The sequence below is a fragment of the Aeromonas sp. L_1B5_3 genome (assembly GCF_963866575.1).
Lineage (GTDB): Bacteria > Pseudomonadota > Gammaproteobacteria > Enterobacterales > Aeromonadaceae > Aeromonas > Aeromonas jandaei.
The window spans coordinates 103,982-121,423 of record NZ_CAWMDN010000113.1; the positions used below are offsets into that span (position 1 = coordinate 103,982).

Consider the following 17,442-nt stretch of genomic DNA (forward strand, 5'->3'; position numbering starts at 1 on the left):
ATGCCTGCGTTTTGTTTTCTGAGGGACTGAAATGCTGAAGTTTTCCGTCTTGGTGGATGACGAGGTTCATCTGCCGGAGTGTCTGCCCGAGCGAGGGTTGGCGCTGCTGCTGGAGTGTGACGGCCTCAGGGTGCTGTTCGACAGCGGCCGTGGCCGGGCGCTGCGCCACAACGCCGCCATGATGGGGATCGATCTTGCTTCGCTCACCCATGTGGTGCTCTCTCACGGTCATTACGACCATGTGGGTGGGATCGGCTCGCTACCCGTCTATCCAAAACCCATCCCGCTCATCGCCTGTCCGGACGTGTTCTGCGAGCGGGGCTATTTCCTGTCGCTTCCTTTCTGGCGGCGTAACCTCTATCGCCTGTCGGGGGCGTTGGCTCGGGAGTCGCTGCCGGCCAGAGGTTTGCTCCCCCATTGCTCGGCCGAGCCGGTGTGGCTTTCGGATCGTCTGGTGTTTCTCGGTAGCATCATGCGGCGTGACCTGGCTGCACCATCCTTGCTCGGTTACATCGTGCGGGGCGGACGGGTAGAGAAAGATCTGATCAGCGACGACTCGGCGCTGGCCTACAAGAGTGAGCAGGGACTCATCGTCTTTATCGGCTGCGGTCATGCTGGGGTCGAAAACATCATCGAACGGGCCAAGGAGGTGTGTGGCGACGAGCGGATCCACGCCGTCATCGGCGGCCTGCACCTGAAGTTTTCCGGCCCAGAGCGGGCGGTAGCACTCGGTGCTTATCTGCAGGAAGAGGCGGTGGAGCAGTTGTTTGCCTGCCACTGCACCGGCAGCAGAAAGGTGGGGTTGCCCCGCCAGCGTCATATCGGGGCCGGTTTTGAGCACCTGTTTTCGGCGTAAAAAAAACGGCAATCCGAAGATTGCCGGGAGGAATGTAGTGAAGCGACCTGACGTGGGTTGAGCGGGTCGCAGGGGCAAGCCCCCGATTGCGAAGCGCGGCCACTGCTGGCCTCGCTTCTTACAGCCTGCCGGGGATGCGCTCGCTCAACCCCGACGGCCACCTGCCTGTTGCCACGCCCGCGCGATGACGCCGGCATGGCCTTCATTCGTTACAGCATGCCTTGCACGGCAGCTTTCATCTCGGCTGGCCAGACGCCGACCTGCACCTGACCGATATGCTCTTTTTGCAGCAGCAGCATGGCCAGACGGGATTGACCGATGCCACCGCCGATGGTCTGCGGCATCCGTGCGGCCAGCAGATCCTGATGCCAGTCGTACTGCAGGCGATCTTCATCGCCGGTGATTGCCAGCTGGCGACGCAGCGCCTCGGCATCGACCCGGATCCCCATGGAGGAGATCTCGAAACTGTCCTGCAGTACCGGGTTCCACACCAGAATGTCGCCGTTCAGACCTGCCAGACCCAGTTCGCTGTGGCTGCTCCAGTCGTCATAGTCCGGGGCGCGCACATCGTGGCGTTCGCCGTGGGAGAGGGCACCGCCGATGCCGATCAGGAATACGGCACCCAGCTCCTTGGCAATGGCCCGCTCGCGCCCCTTGGCATCGAGATCCGGGTAGCGGGTCAGCAGCTCTTCGCTGTGCAGGAACTGGATCTCGGCCGGCAGGAAGGGGGTCAGCTCGTGCTCGGCACAGACCGCGCGCTCGGTGGCCTTGATGGCGGCCCAGATGCCGCGCACGGTTTCCTGCAGATAGGCCAGATCGCGGCGCTCGCTCGGCATCACCTTCTCCCAGTCCCACTGATCCACGTAGACGGAGTGGATGGGGGTGAGCTTGTCTTCATCCGGACGCAGCGCCTTCATGTGGGTGTAGATCCCTTCGCCCGGGCCGAAGCCGAAGCGACCGAGAGTCTGGCGCTTCCATTTGGCCAGTGAGTGCACCACTTCGTAGCTGTGCTCCGGCAGGGTCTTCACCTTGACCTGCACTGCATTCTCGTGGCCAGAGAGGTTGTCCTGAGTGCCATCACCGACCCGGCTCAGAATGGGGGCTTGTACCTCCATCAGACCCAGCTGCTGGGCGAGTTGGCGGGAGAACATCTCTTTGACGAAGCTGATCTGCTGTTGGCTGCGAATGTAGTGCTGTTTCATGCTGAATTCCTGTTTCAAACCCCGTTGGATGTGGTGATTCTTCAACGGATTGCCAACTAAATTCAATATTCGATAATATAAATAGGCTTAGTGTGTTTTTTTCTTCAAAATAATGGTGATTTTAATGATGTATCGTTAATTGGAGGGCAAAAAAATGCCGGAAAATTACCGGATCGATAATCTCGATCAGGCCATCCTCACCGCCCTGATGGAGAATGCGCGTATTCCTTATGCCGAACTGGCCAAGCAGCTGGCGGTCAGCCCGGGCACCATCCATGTGCGGGTGGAGAAGATGAAGCAGGCGGGGATCATCGAGGGGACGCGGGTGCAGGTGAACCCCAAGAAGCTGGGCTATGACGTCTGCTGCTTTATCGGGATCAATCTGAAGAGCGCCAAGGACTATCCCTCGGCACTGGCCAAGCTGCAGGCGCTGGACGAGGTGGTGGAGGCTTACTACACCACCGGCCACTACAGCATCTTCATGAAGGTGATGACCCGCTCCATCGATGAGCTGCAGATAGTGCTGATCAACAAGATCCAGACCATCGACGAGATCCAGTCCACTGAAACCCTGATCTCGCTGCAGAATCCGATCCTGCGGGACGTGAAGCCCTGACCGGCTGATCAGGGTTCGATATAGGGAATGCCGTACTTGTCGTAGAGCGCCTTGAGCCGGCCATCCCGTTTCATGCGCAGCAGTTCGGCATCGTAGGCGGCCATCTGGGCCGGGGTACTCTTGTCCGCTTTGGCGCGAGTCCAAGTGTTGAAGTAGGGGCTGCTTTTGAGCGGTTTGGGCAGGTAGTCGAGCTTGCCCTCCAGACCCTCGTCCCTGATCTGGGCAAAGGCGGTGACCAGCGGCATGGGCACGGTATCGATCCGCCCGGCCAGCAACTTGCGCAGTTGCAGCCGATTCATCGGAATTTGCTGGAAGTGGTAGGCCGGATCGGCCATGGCTGCGGTGAGCTCGGGGGTATAGGAGAAATCCCTGGTAACGCCGATGCGCCAGGGTTTGAGGTCGGCCAGCGTCTCGTAACGGATCTTCAGCAGGTCTGCCTTGCGTACAAAGAAGTGCCAGCTGTGGCGAACGTGGGCCTGCTGGGGGTAGATGAGATAGCGCGCGCGTGCTGCATTGTAGGAGTGGGTCAGAACCATATCGCAGAGACCGGTTTCGGCATTGCGGGTGAGGCGGGCGCCGGAGTCGATTAGTTCGATTCGGACAGGGATCCCCAGCTTGCCGAAGATGGCGGTGATGATGTCGATATCGAGGCCACGGGGCTGCTGATTGGCATCGAGAAATTTGAGCGGGTGCTCCATGGTGCCGCAGACTACCAGCTCTCTGGCGCATAGGCTGAGCGGGAACAGTAGTAGCCAAAGCAGATGGGTTACACGCAAACTACCCCTCCTGAACCCGAATGAAGAACTTTGGAGCCTGCTCCCCGTATATTGGGTGGCTCCTGATTGGTAGAGGCGACAGTGTATGGCAAACCCTGAAATCGAGAGCCCGCTGGACGGGATAGACAAATTGACCGTCCTCCTGTATCGCCTTGGCTTGAGCGGTGCGGCGCTGTTGCTACTCTGTCGCGGTGCGGCCTTGCTGAGTCATGGTGACCTGTTGCCACCGGCACAATGGTTGATGTTGCTGGCGCTGGCAAGCGCTATCTGCGCCTTTTCGCTGCACATCTACGACAAGCGGATTCGGCTGATACTTCAGGGTTCTGGATGGGCCGCACTGGCCTTGCTGTCCATCGGAGCACCGGATGCACTGGTGCTGGGGGCCACCCTGGTCACCCTATCCGGGCTGGCCTTCAAGGAGCAGTTCTGTTTTGCGATCCCCGGGATCAAGCTGGTGCCATTGCTGCTGCCGCTGTTGTGGTTGCTGGAGTGGTTGCAAGTGGCATGGGCCGCGGCACTGGTTGCCCTGGTGAGCGGGGCTCTGCTTACCCTGCTGGCGCTGGCCAAGTGGCGGATGCCCCTCCATTTTGATATTGGTGACAAGGGGCGCTACCAGGTCTAGCTCTGTTACCGGAAGTGGCGTCGGTGCGACCCGGCTGATACTGCGTTAACGGTGCAACTCATGGATGAGGATAAAAGGAGAGGGATGTCTTATGCGTGCATTGGTAACCGGTTGTGGCCGTCGGCTAGGGTTTTATCTGTGCGAGCAGCTGGTGGCTGCGGGCTGGCAGGTGACCGGCAGCTATCGCAGCGAGCGACCCGAGCTGGCGCGGCTGCGGGCTCTGGGTGTCGAGTTGGTGCAGGCCGATCTGGCGAGTGAAGAGCAGGTGGGTAAGTTGATCGACGTGCTGGCATCCCATCAGGATCTGGCGCTGGTGATCCACAACGCCTCGGCGTTCGAGCCACAGGCGGCCGAGCCCGCGGCGCAGCTTACCCAGTTTGATCAGTTCTACCGGGTGCACATGGCGGCCCCCTTCCAGCTCAACCGGGCGCTGGCGCCGCAACTGGCGAGCAACGCCAACGCCAGCATCATCCACATCACCGATATCTACATCCACGCCCCGGCCCCGCGCTTTGCCAGCTATGTGGCCACAAAGGCGGGAGCCCATTCGCTGGCCATGAGCTTTGCCCGCGAACTGGCCCCGGCAATCCGGGTCAACACCATAGAGCCGGGCCCCATCCTGTTTCTCGACGAGCATGACGAGGCGTGGCGCCAGCAGGTGTTGGCGAAAACGCCGCTGGCGCGGGAGGGAGGGCTGGAGCCTATCTGGCAGGCGGTGCAGTTACTGATGGCGAACAGCTATATGACCGGGGCCAGCATCAAGGTGGATGGGGGGCGCGCTCTGGCCGTGCTCTGATGGCATGCAAACCGTTGCGGGCTCCAGACCTATCGACTGGATATGTACGGTTTTACCCGAGCCGGCGGGCAGATGCAGCTGCAGCGCAACCTTGGGATCGTGCACCTCGCCGCGTCCGTAGAGTTCGGCCAGCAGCTCGATGAGGTAGGAGTCGACCTGCTCCGCAGCAAAGTCGCCGTGCGGGTTGCTGGCGAGAATGTCGATGTCCAGCGGGCGGTCGTGCACCTTGCAGAGGGGATCGCTGCGGTCGCGGCCATGACCCACTTCCATGGCCACAAAGGTCTGTTTCAGGGCGGAGGCATCCAGCTCGCTCTCCAGGATCAGCAGACAGTTGAGAAAGTCATGGCTGGAGTGCATCCCCACCGGCTTGGTGCTGATCACCGAGCTGGTCTGCAGACGGCCAAAACGGCTGGCCAGCTCCTCCAGCACCTTGGTGACATGACTATTTGGGTCTAGATTGGAACCAATGCTACACAGATAGAACATGTTCACCATCCTTGGTTGGGGCTCATCTGAAATGTATACGCAGCTCACGGTTATTGGATTAACTATGGCGTAACATTGTCTTATCTATTGTGATCCGGCACTGATTGGCAGAAAGGAGGTTTGCATGAGTGTTGAGCTGAAATGGGCGCTGTTGACCGCCTCGGGCGCGCTGGCGATGATCCTGACCATCTGTCTGGCTTCTGTCGCTTTGGCGTGAGTCACCACAATCCAGATAATCCGAACCGGCCTGTTGGCCGGTTTTGTTTTTTGGGCGCTGAGGGCTATGCTGGCGCACCGGTGAGAACGCAAGAGAAGAGACGATGACCAAGGTTCGCCCACGCTCCCTGCTGCAGGTGGTATTGATAGGGTTTGTGCTGGTGCTAATGCCGCTCGGTGGCATGATCTGGCACAACACCAATGCCCTGACCCACCTGAGCCAGCTCACCAGCGACGAGATGGAACGGGCGGTCAAGGACACCCGCCGCGCCACCCTGCTTACCGCCCAGTCCATCGATATCGAGCGCACCCTGCGCCGCTTTGCTGTGCTGGGGGATAGCCGCAGTCTGGCCAGCTACCGGCTGCAGCTTGAGGGGTATCACCGCCTGCTGGCAGAGCATCGCAACTCCCTCTCCGACCCCCAGCTCTATGGCGGCCTTGATGAGTTGCTCGCGCAATTTGGCTCGTTGCAGGAGGGGGGGCAGGCCAAAAAGGCGGTGGCGGGTGACATCCTCGACCAGTTCAATCGCTTGAGTCAGCAGCTCGAGGCGGGCACCCGCAGCCGGGTTGACGAGCAGATGGATCGGGTACGTCTGGCCATCGATGCCCTGACCAAAGAGCTCTGGTGGGTCAGCGCTGTGGTGGCGGTGATCAGCCTGCTGCTGGTCTTTATCTTCACCTACCTGATCACCCATCCGGTACGACAAATTGAGTCGCGTATCTTGAGTCTGGGCGCGGGGGTCGAGCCAGATCCACAGCCGGTGGATGGCCCCGCCGAACTGGTGTTGCTGGGGGAGCGGATCCTCTGGCTGCACGACAAACTCAAGGAGCTGGAGCTGCAAAAATACCAGTTCCTGCGCCATGTTTCCCATGAGCTGAAGACCCCGCTGGCGGTGCTGCGCGAGGGTTCGGATCTGCTCTGTGAGCAGCTGGTCGGGCCTTTGACACCGGATCAGCTGGAGATCTGCCAGATGCTGGATGAGAACAGTCGCCGCTTGCAGACCCTTATCGAGCGGCTGCTCGATTTCAACCGCCTCACCCAGCAGGAGACGTTCGAGCTGGAGCCGGTTCCCCTGTTGCCCATGTTGGCAGAACTTTCTGCCGAGTATCGGCTGGCATTGGAGTCCAAGCAGATCCGTGTACACTTGCCGACCGAACCGGTTACCTTGTGGGCTGAGCCCTACCGGTTGAGGTTGATCCTCGATAACCTCTTCTCCAACGCCGTCAGTTATGGTGCCCAGGGTGGCAATATCTGGATCCGCGCCGGAGCAGAGGAGCAGGCGAGCTGGTTGGAGGTTGCCAATGAGGGGCCCGAGATCCCCGAGGCAGACCGGCAGCGCATTTTTGAACCCTTCGAGCAGGGCAGCACAGTGCGGCAAGGTGTCCTGAAAGGCTCTGGCATGGGGCTTTCCATCGCTCGCGAGTCTGCCTCCAGCCTGGGAGGGGAGTTGGTTCTGGTGAAGGATGAACAGGCAGATGTCTGCTTCAGGTTGACGTTGAAATGAGGTCTATGAAAATACAGCGCGTATTTCCAGCCCTGCTAGCCGGGCTGCTCGCGGGTTGCTCCTGGCTGCCGCCGCAGGCACGGCAGGAGTCCTCCGATATCGCTTTTGCCAAGCGAATGGAGTTTGCCAACAAGGAGATGCAGGTGCGCCTGCAATACTCCGACTGGTTGCTGGCCAGCCATCCCCAGCAGCGGGTGCAGGAGCGGCAGCGTCTCAAGGGGGCTGACGACCTCGAGAGCCGGGTCAGTCTGGCGATGGTTGATTCTCACCCCGCCGAGGCAGTCGCCACTCGCCGCGCCGGTCTGGCGCGCCTGAAGAAGATGCTGCCGGAGCTGGGGCTCGACGCTCAGGCGTTTTTGCGCAGCTGGATCGCCCTTGGCGAGGAGCTGCTGGCCCGCGATAGCCGGCGCGATGACCAGAGTCAGGAGATCCAGAAGTTGCGCCGCCAGATCGAGCAGCTCTCGGCCATCGACGAGCAGCTCAACCAGCGCAAGCTGAATGAACATCGCGAGGTAGTACCATGAGCCGGATCCTGTTGGTGGATGACGACGTCAGCCTGCTCAAACTGATGAGCATGCGCTTGCGCAGTCAGGGTTATGAAGTGGATACCGCCGACAGTGCGGAGGGGGCGCTCGACCGTTTGCGGCAGCAGCGCGCCGATCTGGTGCTGAGTGACTTGCGCATGGGTGGCATGGATGGGCTGGCGCTGTTCGAGCGGATCCAGGCCCAGTGGCTCGGCTTGCCGGTCATCATCATGACCGCCCACGGCACCATCCCCGATGCCATTCAGGCGACCCGTTCCGGGGTGTTCAGCTTTCTGACCAAGCCCATCGACAAGGATGAGCTGCTGGCCACCATAGAGCAGGCCCTCAGCCTGACCCGCCCGAAGCAGCAGCTGGAGTGGCAGTCGCTGATCCTGACCCGCAATCCCCAGCTGGAGCAGCTGCTGATCCAGGCGCACAGCATCGCCACCATGGAGGTGCCCGTGCTGATCATGGGGCCGTCCGGTTCCGGCAAGGGGGCGATGGCGCAGGCGCTCTATCAGGCGAGCCAGCGACGTGATCGGCCGCTGCACACCATCAACTGTGCCGCCATTCCCTGGGCGGCCCTCGATCTGCAGCTGTTCGGGGAGGATGGGCACTCCGGTCTGTTCGAGCAGGCCAAGGGGGCGACCCTGTTTCTCGACGAGATCGGCAGCCTGTCGGAGTCGCTGCAGGCCAAACTGCTGCAGGTGATGGAGGAGTATGGTCAGGGCACCCCGGAGGTGCGGGTGCTCAGCTCCAGCCATCAGGATCTGGTCAGGGCGATGGAGGAGGGGCGCTTTCGGGAAGATCTCTTCTACCGTCTCAACGTCGCCAATATCACCTTGCCATCTCTCAGTGCCCGCAGCGAGGATATCCCCCTGCTGGCCCGTCAGGCCCTCGATGACTACCGCAGTCGCAACAGCGACTGCGCCGCCATGGGTTTTTCACCCGAGGCGCTGGCGATGCTGGCAGCGGCGGCCTGGCCCGGCAACGTGCGCCAGCTCTGCAACGTGGTGGAGCAGCTGGCCAGCCTCTGCTGCAGCCCGGTGATTGGGGTATCCATGGTGGAGTCGGCCCTGAGCGGTGGTGGCGGTGGCATCCCCTCGTTCAACGAGGCACGGGCCGAGTTCGAGAAGGAGTATCTGATCCGGCTGCTGCGCACCACCGAGGGCAACGTGACTCTGGCAGCCAACATGGCGGGGAGGAATCGTACCGATTTCTACAAACTATTGAACCGGCACGGCATTGAGGCGGCAAACTTCAAATCGAAAGGGTAACGCTGTGCGAAACGGCCCTGAATGGGAGGGCCGCTTCGCAGTGGATATCGCTCAGGCGGGGTCGGTGACGCCATCCGAGTTGCGGGGCTTCAGGGTCTTTTGGGAGAGCCAGAGGCCACTCGCCTTCATCAGATAACCGAACAGGGCTCCAATCACCAGCGAGGGCAGCACCAGCCGCCACTCGCCCGCCGCCCCGAAGGTGGCGCAGCAGCCGGCAAAGGTGCCGGGAATATAGCCGAGCCACTGCAGCTTGGCCTGCACGCACATCAGGGTCGCCACCACACCCGTCATCACATAACCCGCCACGCCGGCACCCCACAGGTCACCGCCATGGATCAGCAGCAGCGCCCACAGCATGCCGCTGGCGTTGCAGAAGATGGTCTGCAGCAGCGCCTTGTAGCCGCCGCTGGAGGCGAAATAGCTGGTGCAACCGAGGAAGCCGACCCAGGAGAGCAGGCCTAGCGCGACGGCCAGCCAGCCCCATACGGCGGAGAGAATACCTGTGGTGATAGCGATGGCGATCAGTGGGCTCATGGCGTGACTCTTCAGTTGGCTTCACGAAAACGGGCAGCCTACCCCCGGCAATCGGGGCGGCAAGCGGGGGCGGAATTGTGTGTGATCTCCATCACCTTTTTCAACTCAGGAATACGCTTGCGCTCGCGAAAAAAATTCATTGGTGACCGGCCAAACCCTCGACCATAGTTAGAGGCCCTGTCCTGCTCATGGAGTGAGTCTGATGGTGCCAAATGTGATCGTTCCCCTGCTGGTATTCGTAGTGCTGTTTCTGGTCGGAACCATGGCCAAGGCGCTGCCCCTGTACCACCTGATGTAATCCGGTGTGAAATAAAAATCTGCCGGGGCGGGTCTTATCTCTGTCGCCTCTAACTGCCCCGGGAGTTTTTCATGTTGATCAAACGTCGTGCCCCCCATCATCTCACCGAACAGGATGTTACCCCGGAAGCCGTTTATCAGGATCGCCGCCTCATTCTCAAGGGGCTGGGTCTGGGTGCGGCCACCCTCGCTTTCCCCACTCAGGCGGGAGTACTCGATCTGCTGCGCGGTAAAGAGGATGCGCCCCAGCTAGTTACCAAACCGCTCAACAGCAAGCAGGCCCCGCGGCCAGCCGATCTGGTGCTGACACCGGAAGAGAAGGCCACCAGTTACAACAACTTCTATGAGCTCGGTACCGACAAGACGGATCCGGCCCGCAACGCCCATTACCTCAAACCCGAACCCTGGACGTTGAAGGTGGAGGGGGAAGTCGCCAAACCCTTCACTCTGGATGTGTGGGATCTCATCAACAAAACCGAGCTGGAGGAGCGGATCTACCGGCTGCGCTGCGTCGAAGCCTGGTCGATGGTGCTGCCCTGGAATGGCATCTCGCTGGCCGAGATCATCCGCCGTGCCGAACCGACCAGCCGCGCCAAGTTTGTTGCCTTCGAGACCCTGTTTGATCCGAAACAGCTGCCCGGTCAGGCCTCTGCCTCGCTGGGCGGCGGCATTGACTATCCCTACGTCGAGGGGCTGCGCATCGACGAGGCGATGCACCCGCTCTCCTTCCTCGCCATGGGACTCTACGGCAAGACCCTGCCCGCCCAGAACGGCGCGCCAATCCGGCTGGTGGTGCCGTGGAAGTACGGCTTCAAGAGCATCAAGAGCATCGTCTCCATCCGCTTGGTGGAGGAGATGCCGCCCACCACCTGGAACCTGCTCGCCCCCAACGAGTATGGCTTCTACGCCAACGTCAACCCGCAGGTGGATCACCCGCGCTGGAGTCAGGCCAGCGAGCGATTCATCGGCGAGGGCGGGCTGTTCGGTGCCAAGCGCCAGCCGACCCTGATGTTCAACGGCTATGGTGACGAGGTTGCCTCGCTCTATCAGGGGATGGATCTGCGCCAATGGTACTGAAACTGAAATCCTCACATATCAGCGGCTTGCGGGCGCTGGTGCATCTCGGCTCCCTCGGCTTTCTGCTTTGGTTGGGCTACGCCCTGCCGGCCGGTCTGCTGGGGGGGGATCCGGTGCCCGAACTAATCCACTACCTCGGCAAGGGGGCGCTCAACCTGCTGCTGCTTACCCTGCTGGTCTCGCCGCTGGCCAAACGCTGGCGGCAGGGGCAGCTCATCAAGCTGCGCCGCCCCCTCGGGCTCTGGTGCATGGTCTGGGCGCTGCTCCACTTCATGGTGTGGCTGGGGTTGGATCTGCAGTTTGACTGGGGGCTGATTGGCGGCGAGCTGGTCAAGCGCCGCTATATCGTGGTGGGAATGGTGGCGCTGCTGCTGTTGCTGGCGCTGGGCATCACCTCGCTGCCGGCGTTGCAGCGGCGGCTGGGGGCGGCGTGGCAGAAGCTGCACAACTGGGTTTATGCGGTAGCCCTGCTGGTGCCGGTGCACTACTGGTGGTCGCTCAAGAGTGGCTGGCTGGAGCCGCTCATCTACCTGCTGCTGGCCTGCGCCCTGCTCTGGCCACGGCGGGAGAAGCTGCTGCGCCCGTGGCGGCTGCGCTGGAAAGCAAAAGAGGCCTAGTCGGCCTCTTGTTTTTTGATCTCGCCAGTGTAGGCATCGACGATGAGATGTACCTTTTCATTCTGGCGGTCGAGGGTTTTGACCTCGAATTTGTCCCCTTCCAGCTCCACTTCGCGAATGTCGTGGTACCCTTGCGCCAGCAACAGTTTGACCAGCCCGGCCATGTCGAGGCGGCTCTGGGCAGCCCAGCTTGAGGCGCTCAGCAGGCAGAGGATCAGCAGGAAACTGCGCGGGATCATATTCATTCCGGATTCATGGCTGGCAGACTATAAACGCCATTATGTTAGGTTTTTGGAGATGAATCATCCATGAATAGAGCGCTCCCTCTGATCGGGTTGTTGTTGCCAGTGCTGGCGCAGGCGCTGACGCCTGACGAAGCCCTGTTGCAGCAAGCTGTCCATGAGGGACGGGTTCGGCCCTTCCACGAAATGATGGAGGTGGCATCCAGATTACCGGTGCGGGTGTTGCGGGTCGATCTGGGGGAAGAGGATGGTATCTGGCTCTATGAACTGCGCGTGATCGATCGGGAGAACAGCGTGCTCAAGGTGGCCTATCGGGCCGACAACCTGGAGATGGTGTGGGCCAAGGGCCACCATCTGGAGCGGCTGTTCGAGCCACCCAAGCCCCCGGTCGAGGATGATGAGTAACCTCTTTGTGGAAGCCTGTTCATGCGAATTCTGATTGTTGAAGACGAAAAAATTCTGGCCGGCCAGCTGGCTGAACAGCTGCGCCTCTCCGGCTTTGTCACCGATCTTTGCCACGATGGCAACGAGGCCGGTTTTCTCGGCGAGACCGAGCCCTACGACGCCATCATTCTCGATCTCGGTCTGCCGGGTCGCGATGGCCTGAGCGTGCTGAAGGAGTGGCGCAGCAAGGGGATCGATACTCCGGTGCTGGTGCTGACCGCCCGTGGCCAGCTGCACGAGAAGATCGAGGGGCTCAACGCCGGTGCCGACGACTACCTCACCAAGCCGTTCCAGGTGGCCGAGCTGGTGGCGCGCGTCCATGCGCTGGTGCGCCGGGCGGCGGGCAACGCCAGCTCCATTCTGGAGATTGGCGGGGTGCGTCTCGACATGGCGGCATCGCAGGTGTGGTACGAAGGGACCCCCATCAAGCTGACCGCTCACGAGTTCCGGGTGCTGGGTTACCTGATGCAGCACCGGGGCAAGGTGGTGTCGCGCAGCGAGCTGATCGACCACATCTACGCTCAGGATTTTGACCGCGACTCCAACACCGTCGAGGTGTTCATCGGCCGGATCCGCAAGAAGACCAACCCCGATCTGATTGAGACAGTGCGCGGCCTCGGGTACCGGATCAACGAATGAGGCTGGTGAGAACCCTGCGGGGGCGACTGCTCGCCATCGCGCTGGTGTGGTGCGGGCTGTTTCTGTTCGCTACCGGCTTCAGTCTGCAGACCATGATGCGCAACTACTGGCAGGAGGCGGAAGCCGACGGCCTGCGGTTGCAGCTCTATGATCTGCTCTCCCGGCTGGAAGTGGCGAAGACCGGCTTGCCGGTAGTGACCGAGCCGATGTCAGATCCCCGTTTCAGCCAGCCTTACTCCGGCTACTACTGGCAGCTGGAGCTGGATCACAAGGTGGTGGGGCGCTCCCGCTCCCTGTGGGATACCCATCTGGAGAGCCGCGGCCTCAAGTCTGCCTTTGGCGACCCCGACCTCTTCTTTGGCAAGGGGCCCAACAAGGAGCCGCTGCTGATCATGACCCGGGCCGTGCTGCTGCCGGGCTCGGATCGGTTGTTTACCCTGGTGATGGCGAAAGACAGCAGCGCCCTGACCCAGACCCTCAACAAGACCCGTATCAGTCTGTTCCTCGGCCTCGGCTTTGCCGCGACCGGTCTGGTGCTGGGCTTCATGTTCCAGATTGTCTACGGCCTGCGCCCCTTAAACCTGTTGCGGCGGGAGCTGGGGCGAGTCCATCAGGGCCATCAGGAGGGGTTCCGGCTGCGCTATCCGCTGGAGATCCAGCCGCTGGTGGAGGATATCAACCGGCTGCTGCACCACTACGGTGAGCTGTTGCAGCGGGCGCGCTCCCACACCGGCAATCTGGCTCACGCCCTCAAGACGCCGCTCAGCATCATGCGCAATCAGGTGGCCCAGCTCTCGCCCGAGGATCAGGCCGCCATCGGCGAGCAGCTCGACCAGATCCAGCGCCACATTGACTACCACCTCGGCAAGGCGCGGGTGACCGGTGCCGCCAAGATCCTCGGGGTCTCGACCCCGGTGCGGGCGCGGGTGGAGTACATCTGCCGCGCCTTCTCCCGCCTCTATCCGGGCAAGACGGTGGACTTGCAGGTACCGGCCGAACTGGCGGTCGGGGTGGAGGAGCAGGACTTCGACGAGATGGTGGGCAACCTGCTGGAGAACGCCTTCAAGTGGTCCGCCAGCGAGCTGCGCATCTCCAGCGCCGAGCTGGGGGGGTGGATCACCTTGCGCATCGAGGATGACGGCCCCGGCATGAGCGAGGATCAGATCGCCAAGGCGGTGCTGCGCGGGGTGCGGCTCGACGAGAAGGTGCCGGGCTCGGGCCTTGGCCTCAACATCGTCTCCGATCTGGCGGAAGCCTACCGCGGCAGCTTCATCATGGGGCGCGCCGAGCTGGGCGGGCTGGCGGCCTCTCTCTCGCTGCCCAAGGTGGCAAGAGTGGAGAGCTAGGCATAAGATATGGCACCTGTTTTAGCCTGAGGAAGAGAACCATGACTGATGATCCATGGGCACTGTGTCACCTCGACGACTCATTCGATGCTTCGGTTCTGGGGATCAAGGGTGCCCAGATCCAGTGGTTTGAAGATCGGGATGGCCTGATTGCCTACCTGCTGGAGGATTATGTCGATCTGCTGGCCGACGTGGGCGAGCTGGAAGAGGAGCAGACCGAGCAGGCGCGCGACCGCTTCACCCTGCTGGTGGAGCAGAGCTTCGACGATCGCACCCTGATGGATGCAATCAACGATCTCGCCTCCGGCCTGCGTCGCATCGCCTGGCTGGGGCCGCTCTCGGAGCTGGCCGAGATCAGCGACGACTTTGCCTCTGGCCTTCGCCGCTACTTCTGGAGCCAGTACGATGGCGACGAAGATGACCCGGATGCCTGGGTGCCGGAAGAGCTCTGGCCGCAACTGGTGGAGTGCGCGCAGGAGTACATGGAAGAGGGCGAGTTCTGATTTCCCTCTCTCCTGTCATCGCAGCGATAAAAAATCGGCGCCTTCGGGCGCCGTTTTTATTGGCGCGAATGGCGCGTCCTTATGGTGATCGGGCGCAGCCCTGTGGGGCAGTAGAAGAGCCGGACAGGGCCACCATGGGGCGCTTGGTTATTGGTATAAGTAAAAATCGGGTCATTATCGGAAAAGTCATAAATTAAATTTATGCAGGAGAATCAGGCTCCCTCACGGTGTCTGCGAACTATGCCAGCGCTGTGGGAGGGGATCTGCCGATCTTCGCTATTGGCGCTGGCGCTTATCCCGACAAGGGATCTCCCCGCCACAACCGGGATAAAAAAACGGCGCCATGATGGCGCCGTTTTGTCCGGTAGCAACCGCCTTAGCCGTTGGCCGGTACCGCGTGGGCGGTGTTGGCCAGCATCGGGCCTGTGTACTTCTCGATCTGCAGCTGGGCCATGTGGCCGCAGTTGCCCTGCGCCAGACTGGACGAGCCCTCGTCGAAGGTGAGGCAGTTGACGTTGCCATTCTTGCAGATGCTGCCCGCTTCGCCCGGTTTGGCCGGGTCATACCAGGCCCCTTCGCAGATCCGCACCACCCCCTGGCGCACATCCTCGGAGAGCAGGGCGCCCACCAAAATCTGGCCGCGCTCGTTGAAGGCGCGCACCAGATCCCCTTGGGCGATGCCGCGAGCCTTGGCGTCGGCGGGATGGATCATGATCGCCTCGCGGTCGGCGATGGCGAACTTGTCCCGCAGCGGGGTGTTGTCGAGCTGGGAGTGCAGCCGCTGGGTCGGGTGGGAGGTGTTGAGCGACAGCGGATAGCGAGCCGCCACCTCGCTTTTCACCCACTCCCTGGGCTCATACCACTTGGGATGACCGGCGCAGTCGGCATAACCCATCCCCGCCACCGTGTTGGAGAAGATCTCGATCTTGCCGGACGGGGTGCCGAGCGGGTTGAGCAGCGGGTTCTCGCGAAAATCGGCGTGACGGATCCACTGGCGGTTGGCCTCGGGGATCGGGAAGCGGATGTAGTTGTTGGATTCCCAGAACATGTTGAACGGCGGCAGCGCCACCCGGGCACCACGGGCCTGCGCCGCCATGCCGTCGTACATCTGCTTGAGCCACAGCATCTCGTCCTTGCCTTCGGTGTACTGCTCCTGCACGCCCAGCTTGGCGGCGATGGCGCTGAAGATGTCGAAGTCGTTGCGGGCTTCAAACTGGGGCGGTACGCACTGGTGCATCGGGAACACGTAGCGCTGGGAGTAGTCGCCGCCCATCTCCAGATCGTTGCGCTCATAGCTGGTGGTGACCGGCAGCACGATATCGGCGTGCTTGGCGGTGGCGGTCCAGTAGGGCTCGTGGACGATCACGGTTTGCGGCTTGCGCCACGCCTGCAGCAGGTTGTTGGTGTCCTGATGGTGGTGGAAGGGGTTGCCGCCCGCCACGTAGACCAGCTTGATGTCCGGATAGGTCACCTTGCGGCCGTTGAAGTCGATGGTCTTGCCCGGGTTGGCGAGACAGTCGGCTATGCGCGCTACCGGGATCGGGGCCGGGCTGTTCTTCGGTGCGTTGCCGGCGGAGATACCCGCCAGAATGCCGCCCTTGGCGGTGGGGCTGCCACCGGAGGAGTAGTGGTAGCTGAAGCCGTAGCCGCCGCCCGGCAGGCCGATCTGGCCCAGCATGGAGGCCAGAGTGACCAGCATCCAGTTCGGCTGTTCGCCGTGCTGCTGACGCTGCATGCCCCAACCGGCCATGATCATGGTGCGCTTGGCGGCCATGTCGAGGGCCAGCTGGCGGATCACCTTGGCATCGACGCCGCAGACAGTGCTCGCCCACTCGGCGCTCTTCGGCTGACCGTCATCCTTGCCGAGCAGGTAGTTCAGGAACTTGTCGAAGCCGACGGTGTAGCGATCGAGGAAGGCCTGATCGTGCTTCTTCTCGCTGTAGAGGGTGTGGGCCACCCCCAGCATCATGGCCACGTCGGTGTAGGCGTTCGGCGCAATCCACTCGGCACCGACCAGCTTGGCGGTCTCGTTGTAGACCGGATCGATGCTGATGACGCGGGTGCCTTTCTCTTTCAGCGCCTTGAAGCCGGCCTGACCTTCGTGATCCGGCATGTTCCAGCTGTTCTTCAGGGTGACCTGAGCGTTGACCCCCCACAGCACCACCAGTTCGGCGTTCTCCACCACGTTGGGCCAGGCGGTCTGCTGCTCGTACACCTCGATGGAGCCCATCACGTGGGACATGATCACCTGAGCCGCGCCGGTGGAGTAGTCACCGGCATAACCGGTGAAGCCGCCGGAGAGGTTCATCAGGCGGTGCAGCAGGGTGCGGCTGTTGTGGAACATGCCGACACTCTTCCAGCCGTAGGAACCTGCGTGGATCGCCTGCGGGCCGAAATCAGACTGGACGCGCTGGATCTCGCCTGCCACCAGTGCAATGGCTTTCTCCCAGCTCACCCGCACCCACTCGTCGGCGCCGCGCAGCTCGGGTTTGGCGCCCGGGCCGTGCTCCAGCCAGCTCTTGCGTACCATGGGGTATTTGATGCGGTTCTTGGCGTGCACCTGGAACGGCGCCATGTCGATAAGATCGTTCGGTGCCGGATCATCGGCCACCGGCTGGACGCGCACCATGCGGCCATCCTCGACGATCGCCTCGAAGGCACCCCAGTGGGCGCCGGTCAGAATGCCCTTCTGGGCGGGCACCAGCGTCGGGAACTGGCTCAATGCGGTGCTGATGGCTTGCGCCAGCGCGCTTTTCGGGAAAATGCCGCCGAGCAGGGGCAGGGCGGCACAGGCACCGAGCCCCTTGAGCAGGTTGCGGCGGGAGAGATTGGTCTTCTTGTCGTTAAAACGGGTCATTGGGATTCTC

Annotated in this window: 20 protein-coding genes; 14 read left to right on the top strand and 6 right to left on the bottom strand. The window is 61.9% G+C overall.

Annotation, left to right across the window (positions count from 1 at the left end; translation table 11 throughout):
* Positions 1–31: 31 nt before the first annotated feature.
* Complete coding sequence (locus AACR93_RS10640; RefSeq protein ID WP_043850746.1) at positions 32–856, top strand: MBL fold metallo-hydrolase; 825 nt, start codon at positions 32–34, stop codon at positions 854–856.
* 209 nt (positions 857–1,065) lie between these two features.
* Here the strand turns inward: AACR93_RS10640 and asnA are convergent, their stop codons facing one another.
* Entirely contained in the window at positions 1,066–2,058 is a 993-nt protein-coding gene (gene asnA, locus AACR93_RS10645) for an aspartate--ammonia ligase (protein ID WP_043850747.1), read from the bottom strand.
* 154 nt (positions 2,059–2,212) lie between these two features.
* Between asnA and asnC the strand changes: the two genes are divergently transcribed.
* On the top strand, positions 2,213–2,674 hold the full coding sequence (gene asnC / locus AACR93_RS10650; RefSeq protein ID WP_005339783.1) for a transcriptional regulator AsnC: 462 nt from the start codon (positions 2,213–2,215) through the stop codon (positions 2,672–2,674).
* 8 nt (positions 2,675–2,682) lie between these two features.
* Here the strand turns inward: asnC and AACR93_RS10655 are convergent, their stop codons facing one another.
* Complete coding sequence (locus AACR93_RS10655; RefSeq protein WP_043850748.1) at positions 2,683–3,450, bottom strand: substrate-binding periplasmic protein; 768 nt, start codon at positions 3,448–3,450, stop codon at positions 2,683–2,685.
* 85 nt (positions 3,451–3,535) lie between these two features.
* Here AACR93_RS10655 and AACR93_RS10660 point away from each other — a divergent pair, with 85 nt between their 5' ends.
* Together AACR93_RS10660 and AACR93_RS10665 are read left to right on the top strand one after the other, a co-directional pair.
* The gene (locus AACR93_RS10660; RefSeq protein ID WP_043850749.1) at positions 3,536–4,072 is read left to right on the top strand and encodes a DUF2301 domain-containing membrane protein; all 537 of its coding nucleotides are present in this window, start codon (positions 3,536–3,538) and stop codon (positions 4,070–4,072) included.
* A 91-nt stretch (positions 4,073–4,163) separates the two neighbouring features.
* Positions 4,164–4,868: an SDR family oxidoreductase gene (locus AACR93_RS10665; RefSeq protein ID WP_043850750.1), complete on the top strand. Its 705-nt coding sequence runs from the start codon at positions 4,164–4,166 to the stop codon at positions 4,866–4,868.
* On the opposite strand, the gene AACR93_RS10670 is transcribed toward AACR93_RS10665, so the two are convergent.
* Positions 4,794–5,354 (bottom strand): 2-amino-4-hydroxy-6-hydroxymethyldihydropteridine diphosphokinase, encoded by a 561-nt coding sequence (locus AACR93_RS10670; RefSeq protein WP_043850751.1) that lies wholly within the window; start codon positions 5,352–5,354, stop codon positions 4,794–4,796. The two genes, AACR93_RS10665 and AACR93_RS10670, sit on opposite strands and share 75 nt — an antisense overlap.
* A gap of 124 nt (positions 5,355–5,478) precedes the next feature.
* Here AACR93_RS10670 and cydH point away from each other — a divergent pair, with 124 nt between their 5' ends.
* The 4 genes from cydH to AACR93_RS10690 all read left to right on the top strand — a co-directional run bounded on the left by cydH (position 5,479) and on the right by AACR93_RS10690 (position 8,876).
* On the top strand, positions 5,479–5,571 hold the full coding sequence (gene cydH, locus AACR93_RS10675; RefSeq protein ID WP_005341891.1) for a cytochrome bd-I oxidase subunit CydH: 93 nt from the start codon (positions 5,479–5,481) through the stop codon (positions 5,569–5,571).
* A 103-nt stretch (positions 5,572–5,674) separates the two neighbouring features.
* Positions 5,675–7,075: a sensor histidine kinase gene (locus tag AACR93_RS10680; RefSeq protein ID WP_043850752.1), complete on the top strand. Its 1,401-nt coding sequence runs from the start codon at positions 5,675–5,677 to the stop codon at positions 7,073–7,075.
* Positions 7,072–7,599, top strand: coding sequence for a hypothetical protein (locus tag AACR93_RS10685; RefSeq protein ID WP_370689172.1), 528 nt, complete (start codon positions 7,072–7,074; stop codon positions 7,597–7,599). Before AACR93_RS10680 ends, AACR93_RS10685 begins: the two co-directional genes overlap by 4 nt.
* Positions 7,596–8,876 carry a sigma 54-interacting transcriptional regulator gene (locus AACR93_RS10690; RefSeq protein WP_043850754.1) on the top strand — a complete coding sequence of 427 codons (1,281 nt, stop codon included), beginning with the start codon at positions 7,596–7,598 and terminating at the stop codon, positions 8,874–8,876. Before AACR93_RS10685 ends, AACR93_RS10690 begins: the two co-directional genes overlap by 4 nt.
* A gap of 51 nt (positions 8,877–8,927) precedes the next feature.
* Here the strand turns inward: AACR93_RS10690 and AACR93_RS10695 are convergent, their stop codons facing one another.
* Entirely contained in the window at positions 8,928–9,410 is a 483-nt protein-coding gene (locus AACR93_RS10695; protein WP_043850755.1) for a DUF1097 domain-containing protein, read from the bottom strand.
* Positions 9,411–9,779: 369 nt separating this feature from the next.
* Here AACR93_RS10695 and msrP point away from each other — a divergent pair, with 369 nt between their 5' ends.
* Together msrP and AACR93_RS10705 are read left to right on the top strand one after the other, a co-directional pair.
* Positions 9,780–10,784, top strand: coding sequence for a protein-methionine-sulfoxide reductase catalytic subunit MsrP (gene msrP, locus AACR93_RS10700; protein WP_043850756.1), 1,005 nt, complete (start codon positions 9,780–9,782; stop codon positions 10,782–10,784).
* Positions 10,775–11,401, top strand: coding sequence for a protein-methionine-sulfoxide reductase heme-binding subunit MsrQ (locus AACR93_RS10705; RefSeq protein ID WP_043850757.1), 627 nt, complete (start codon positions 10,775–10,777; stop codon positions 11,399–11,401). The genes msrP and AACR93_RS10705 overlap by 10 nt, the downstream gene beginning before the upstream one ends.
* Here AACR93_RS10705 and AACR93_RS10710 read toward each other — a convergent pair.
* The gene (locus AACR93_RS10710) at positions 11,398–11,646 is read right to left on the bottom strand and encodes a PepSY domain-containing protein (RefSeq protein WP_041209565.1); all 249 of its coding nucleotides are present in this window, start codon (positions 11,644–11,646) and stop codon (positions 11,398–11,400) included. The genes AACR93_RS10705 and AACR93_RS10710 overlap by 4 nt on opposite strands.
* 63 nt (positions 11,647–11,709) lie before the next feature.
* Here AACR93_RS10710 and AACR93_RS10715 point away from each other — a divergent pair, with 63 nt between their 5' ends.
* The 4 genes from AACR93_RS10715 to AACR93_RS10730 are packed head-to-tail and all read left to right on the top strand — an operon-like array spanning position 11,710 to position 14,575.
* The gene (locus tag AACR93_RS10715) at positions 11,710–12,048 is read left to right on the top strand and encodes a PepSY domain-containing protein (protein ID WP_033114843.1); all 339 of its coding nucleotides are present in this window, start codon (positions 11,710–11,712) and stop codon (positions 12,046–12,048) included.
* 21 nt (positions 12,049–12,069) lie between these two features.
* The gene (locus AACR93_RS10720) at positions 12,070–12,726 is read left to right on the top strand and encodes a response regulator transcription factor (protein WP_005339826.1); all 657 of its coding nucleotides are present in this window, start codon (positions 12,070–12,072) and stop codon (positions 12,724–12,726) included.
* Positions 12,723–14,072, top strand: a complete 1,350-nt coding sequence (locus tag AACR93_RS10725) for a sensor histidine kinase (RefSeq protein WP_042031866.1) — start codon at positions 12,723–12,725, stop codon at positions 14,070–14,072. The genes AACR93_RS10720 and AACR93_RS10725 overlap by 4 nt, the downstream gene beginning before the upstream one ends.
* Before the next feature lie 41 nt (positions 14,073–14,113).
* On the top strand, positions 14,114–14,575 hold the full coding sequence (locus AACR93_RS10730; RefSeq protein ID WP_041209567.1) for a hypothetical protein: 462 nt from the start codon (positions 14,114–14,116) through the stop codon (positions 14,573–14,575).
* Positions 14,576–14,951: 376 nt separating this feature from the next.
* Here AACR93_RS10730 and torA read toward each other — a convergent pair whose 3' ends face one another.
* Positions 14,952–17,432 carry a trimethylamine-N-oxide reductase TorA gene (torA, locus tag AACR93_RS10735; RefSeq protein ID WP_043850758.1) on the bottom strand — a complete coding sequence of 827 codons (2,481 nt, stop codon included), beginning with the start codon at positions 17,430–17,432 and terminating at the stop codon, positions 14,952–14,954.
* Positions 17,433–17,442: the final 10 nt, after the last annotated feature.

Excerpts from the sequence above, each read along its gene's own strand:
- AACR93_RS10640 (WP_043850746.1), top strand. The coding sequence starts at position 32 with ATGCTGAAGTTTTCCGTCTTGGTGGATGACGAGGTTCATCTGCCGGAG.
- asnA (WP_043850747.1), bottom strand. The coding sequence starts at position 2,058 with ATGAAACAGCACTACATTCGCAGCCAACAGCAGATCAGCTTCGTCAAA.
- asnC (WP_005339783.1), top strand. The coding sequence starts at position 2,213 with ATGCCGGAAAATTACCGGATCGATAATCTCGATCAGGCCATCCTCACC.
- AACR93_RS10660 (WP_043850749.1), top strand. The coding sequence starts at position 3,536 with ATGGCAAACCCTGAAATCGAGAGCCCGCTGGACGGGATAGACAAATTG.
- AACR93_RS10665 (WP_043850750.1), top strand. The coding sequence starts at position 4,164 with ATGCGTGCATTGGTAACCGGTTGTGGCCGTCGGCTAGGGTTTTATCTG.
- AACR93_RS10670 (WP_043850751.1), bottom strand. The coding sequence starts at position 5,354 with ATGTTCTATCTGTGTAGCATTGGTTCCAATCTAGACCCAAATAGTCAT.
- cydH (WP_005341891.1), top strand. The coding sequence starts at position 5,479 with ATGAGTGTTGAGCTGAAATGGGCGCTGTTGACCGCCTCGGGCGCGCTG.
- AACR93_RS10680 (WP_043850752.1), top strand. The coding sequence starts at position 5,675 with ATGACCAAGGTTCGCCCACGCTCCCTGCTGCAGGTGGTATTGATAGGG.
- AACR93_RS10685 (WP_370689172.1), top strand. The coding sequence starts at position 7,072 with ATGAGGTCTATGAAAATACAGCGCGTATTTCCAGCCCTGCTAGCCGGG.
- AACR93_RS10690 (WP_043850754.1), top strand. The coding sequence starts at position 7,596 with ATGAGCCGGATCCTGTTGGTGGATGACGACGTCAGCCTGCTCAAACTG.
- AACR93_RS10695 (WP_043850755.1), bottom strand. The coding sequence starts at position 9,410 with ATGAGCCCACTGATCGCCATCGCTATCACCACAGGTATTCTCTCCGCC.
- msrP (WP_043850756.1), top strand. The coding sequence starts at position 9,780 with ATGTTGATCAAACGTCGTGCCCCCCATCATCTCACCGAACAGGATGTT.
- AACR93_RS10705 (WP_043850757.1), top strand. The coding sequence starts at position 10,775 with ATGGTACTGAAACTGAAATCCTCACATATCAGCGGCTTGCGGGCGCTG.
- AACR93_RS10710 (WP_041209565.1), bottom strand. The coding sequence starts at position 11,646 with ATGAATATGATCCCGCGCAGTTTCCTGCTGATCCTCTGCCTGCTGAGC.
- AACR93_RS10715 (WP_033114843.1), top strand. The coding sequence starts at position 11,710 with ATGAATAGAGCGCTCCCTCTGATCGGGTTGTTGTTGCCAGTGCTGGCG.
- AACR93_RS10720 (WP_005339826.1), top strand. The coding sequence starts at position 12,070 with ATGCGAATTCTGATTGTTGAAGACGAAAAAATTCTGGCCGGCCAGCTG.
- AACR93_RS10725 (WP_042031866.1), top strand. The coding sequence starts at position 12,723 with ATGAGGCTGGTGAGAACCCTGCGGGGGCGACTGCTCGCCATCGCGCTG.
- AACR93_RS10730 (WP_041209567.1), top strand. The coding sequence starts at position 14,114 with ATGACTGATGATCCATGGGCACTGTGTCACCTCGACGACTCATTCGAT.
- torA (WP_043850758.1), bottom strand. The coding sequence starts at position 17,432 with ATGACCCGTTTTAACGACAAGAAGACCAATCTCTCCCGCCGCAACCTG.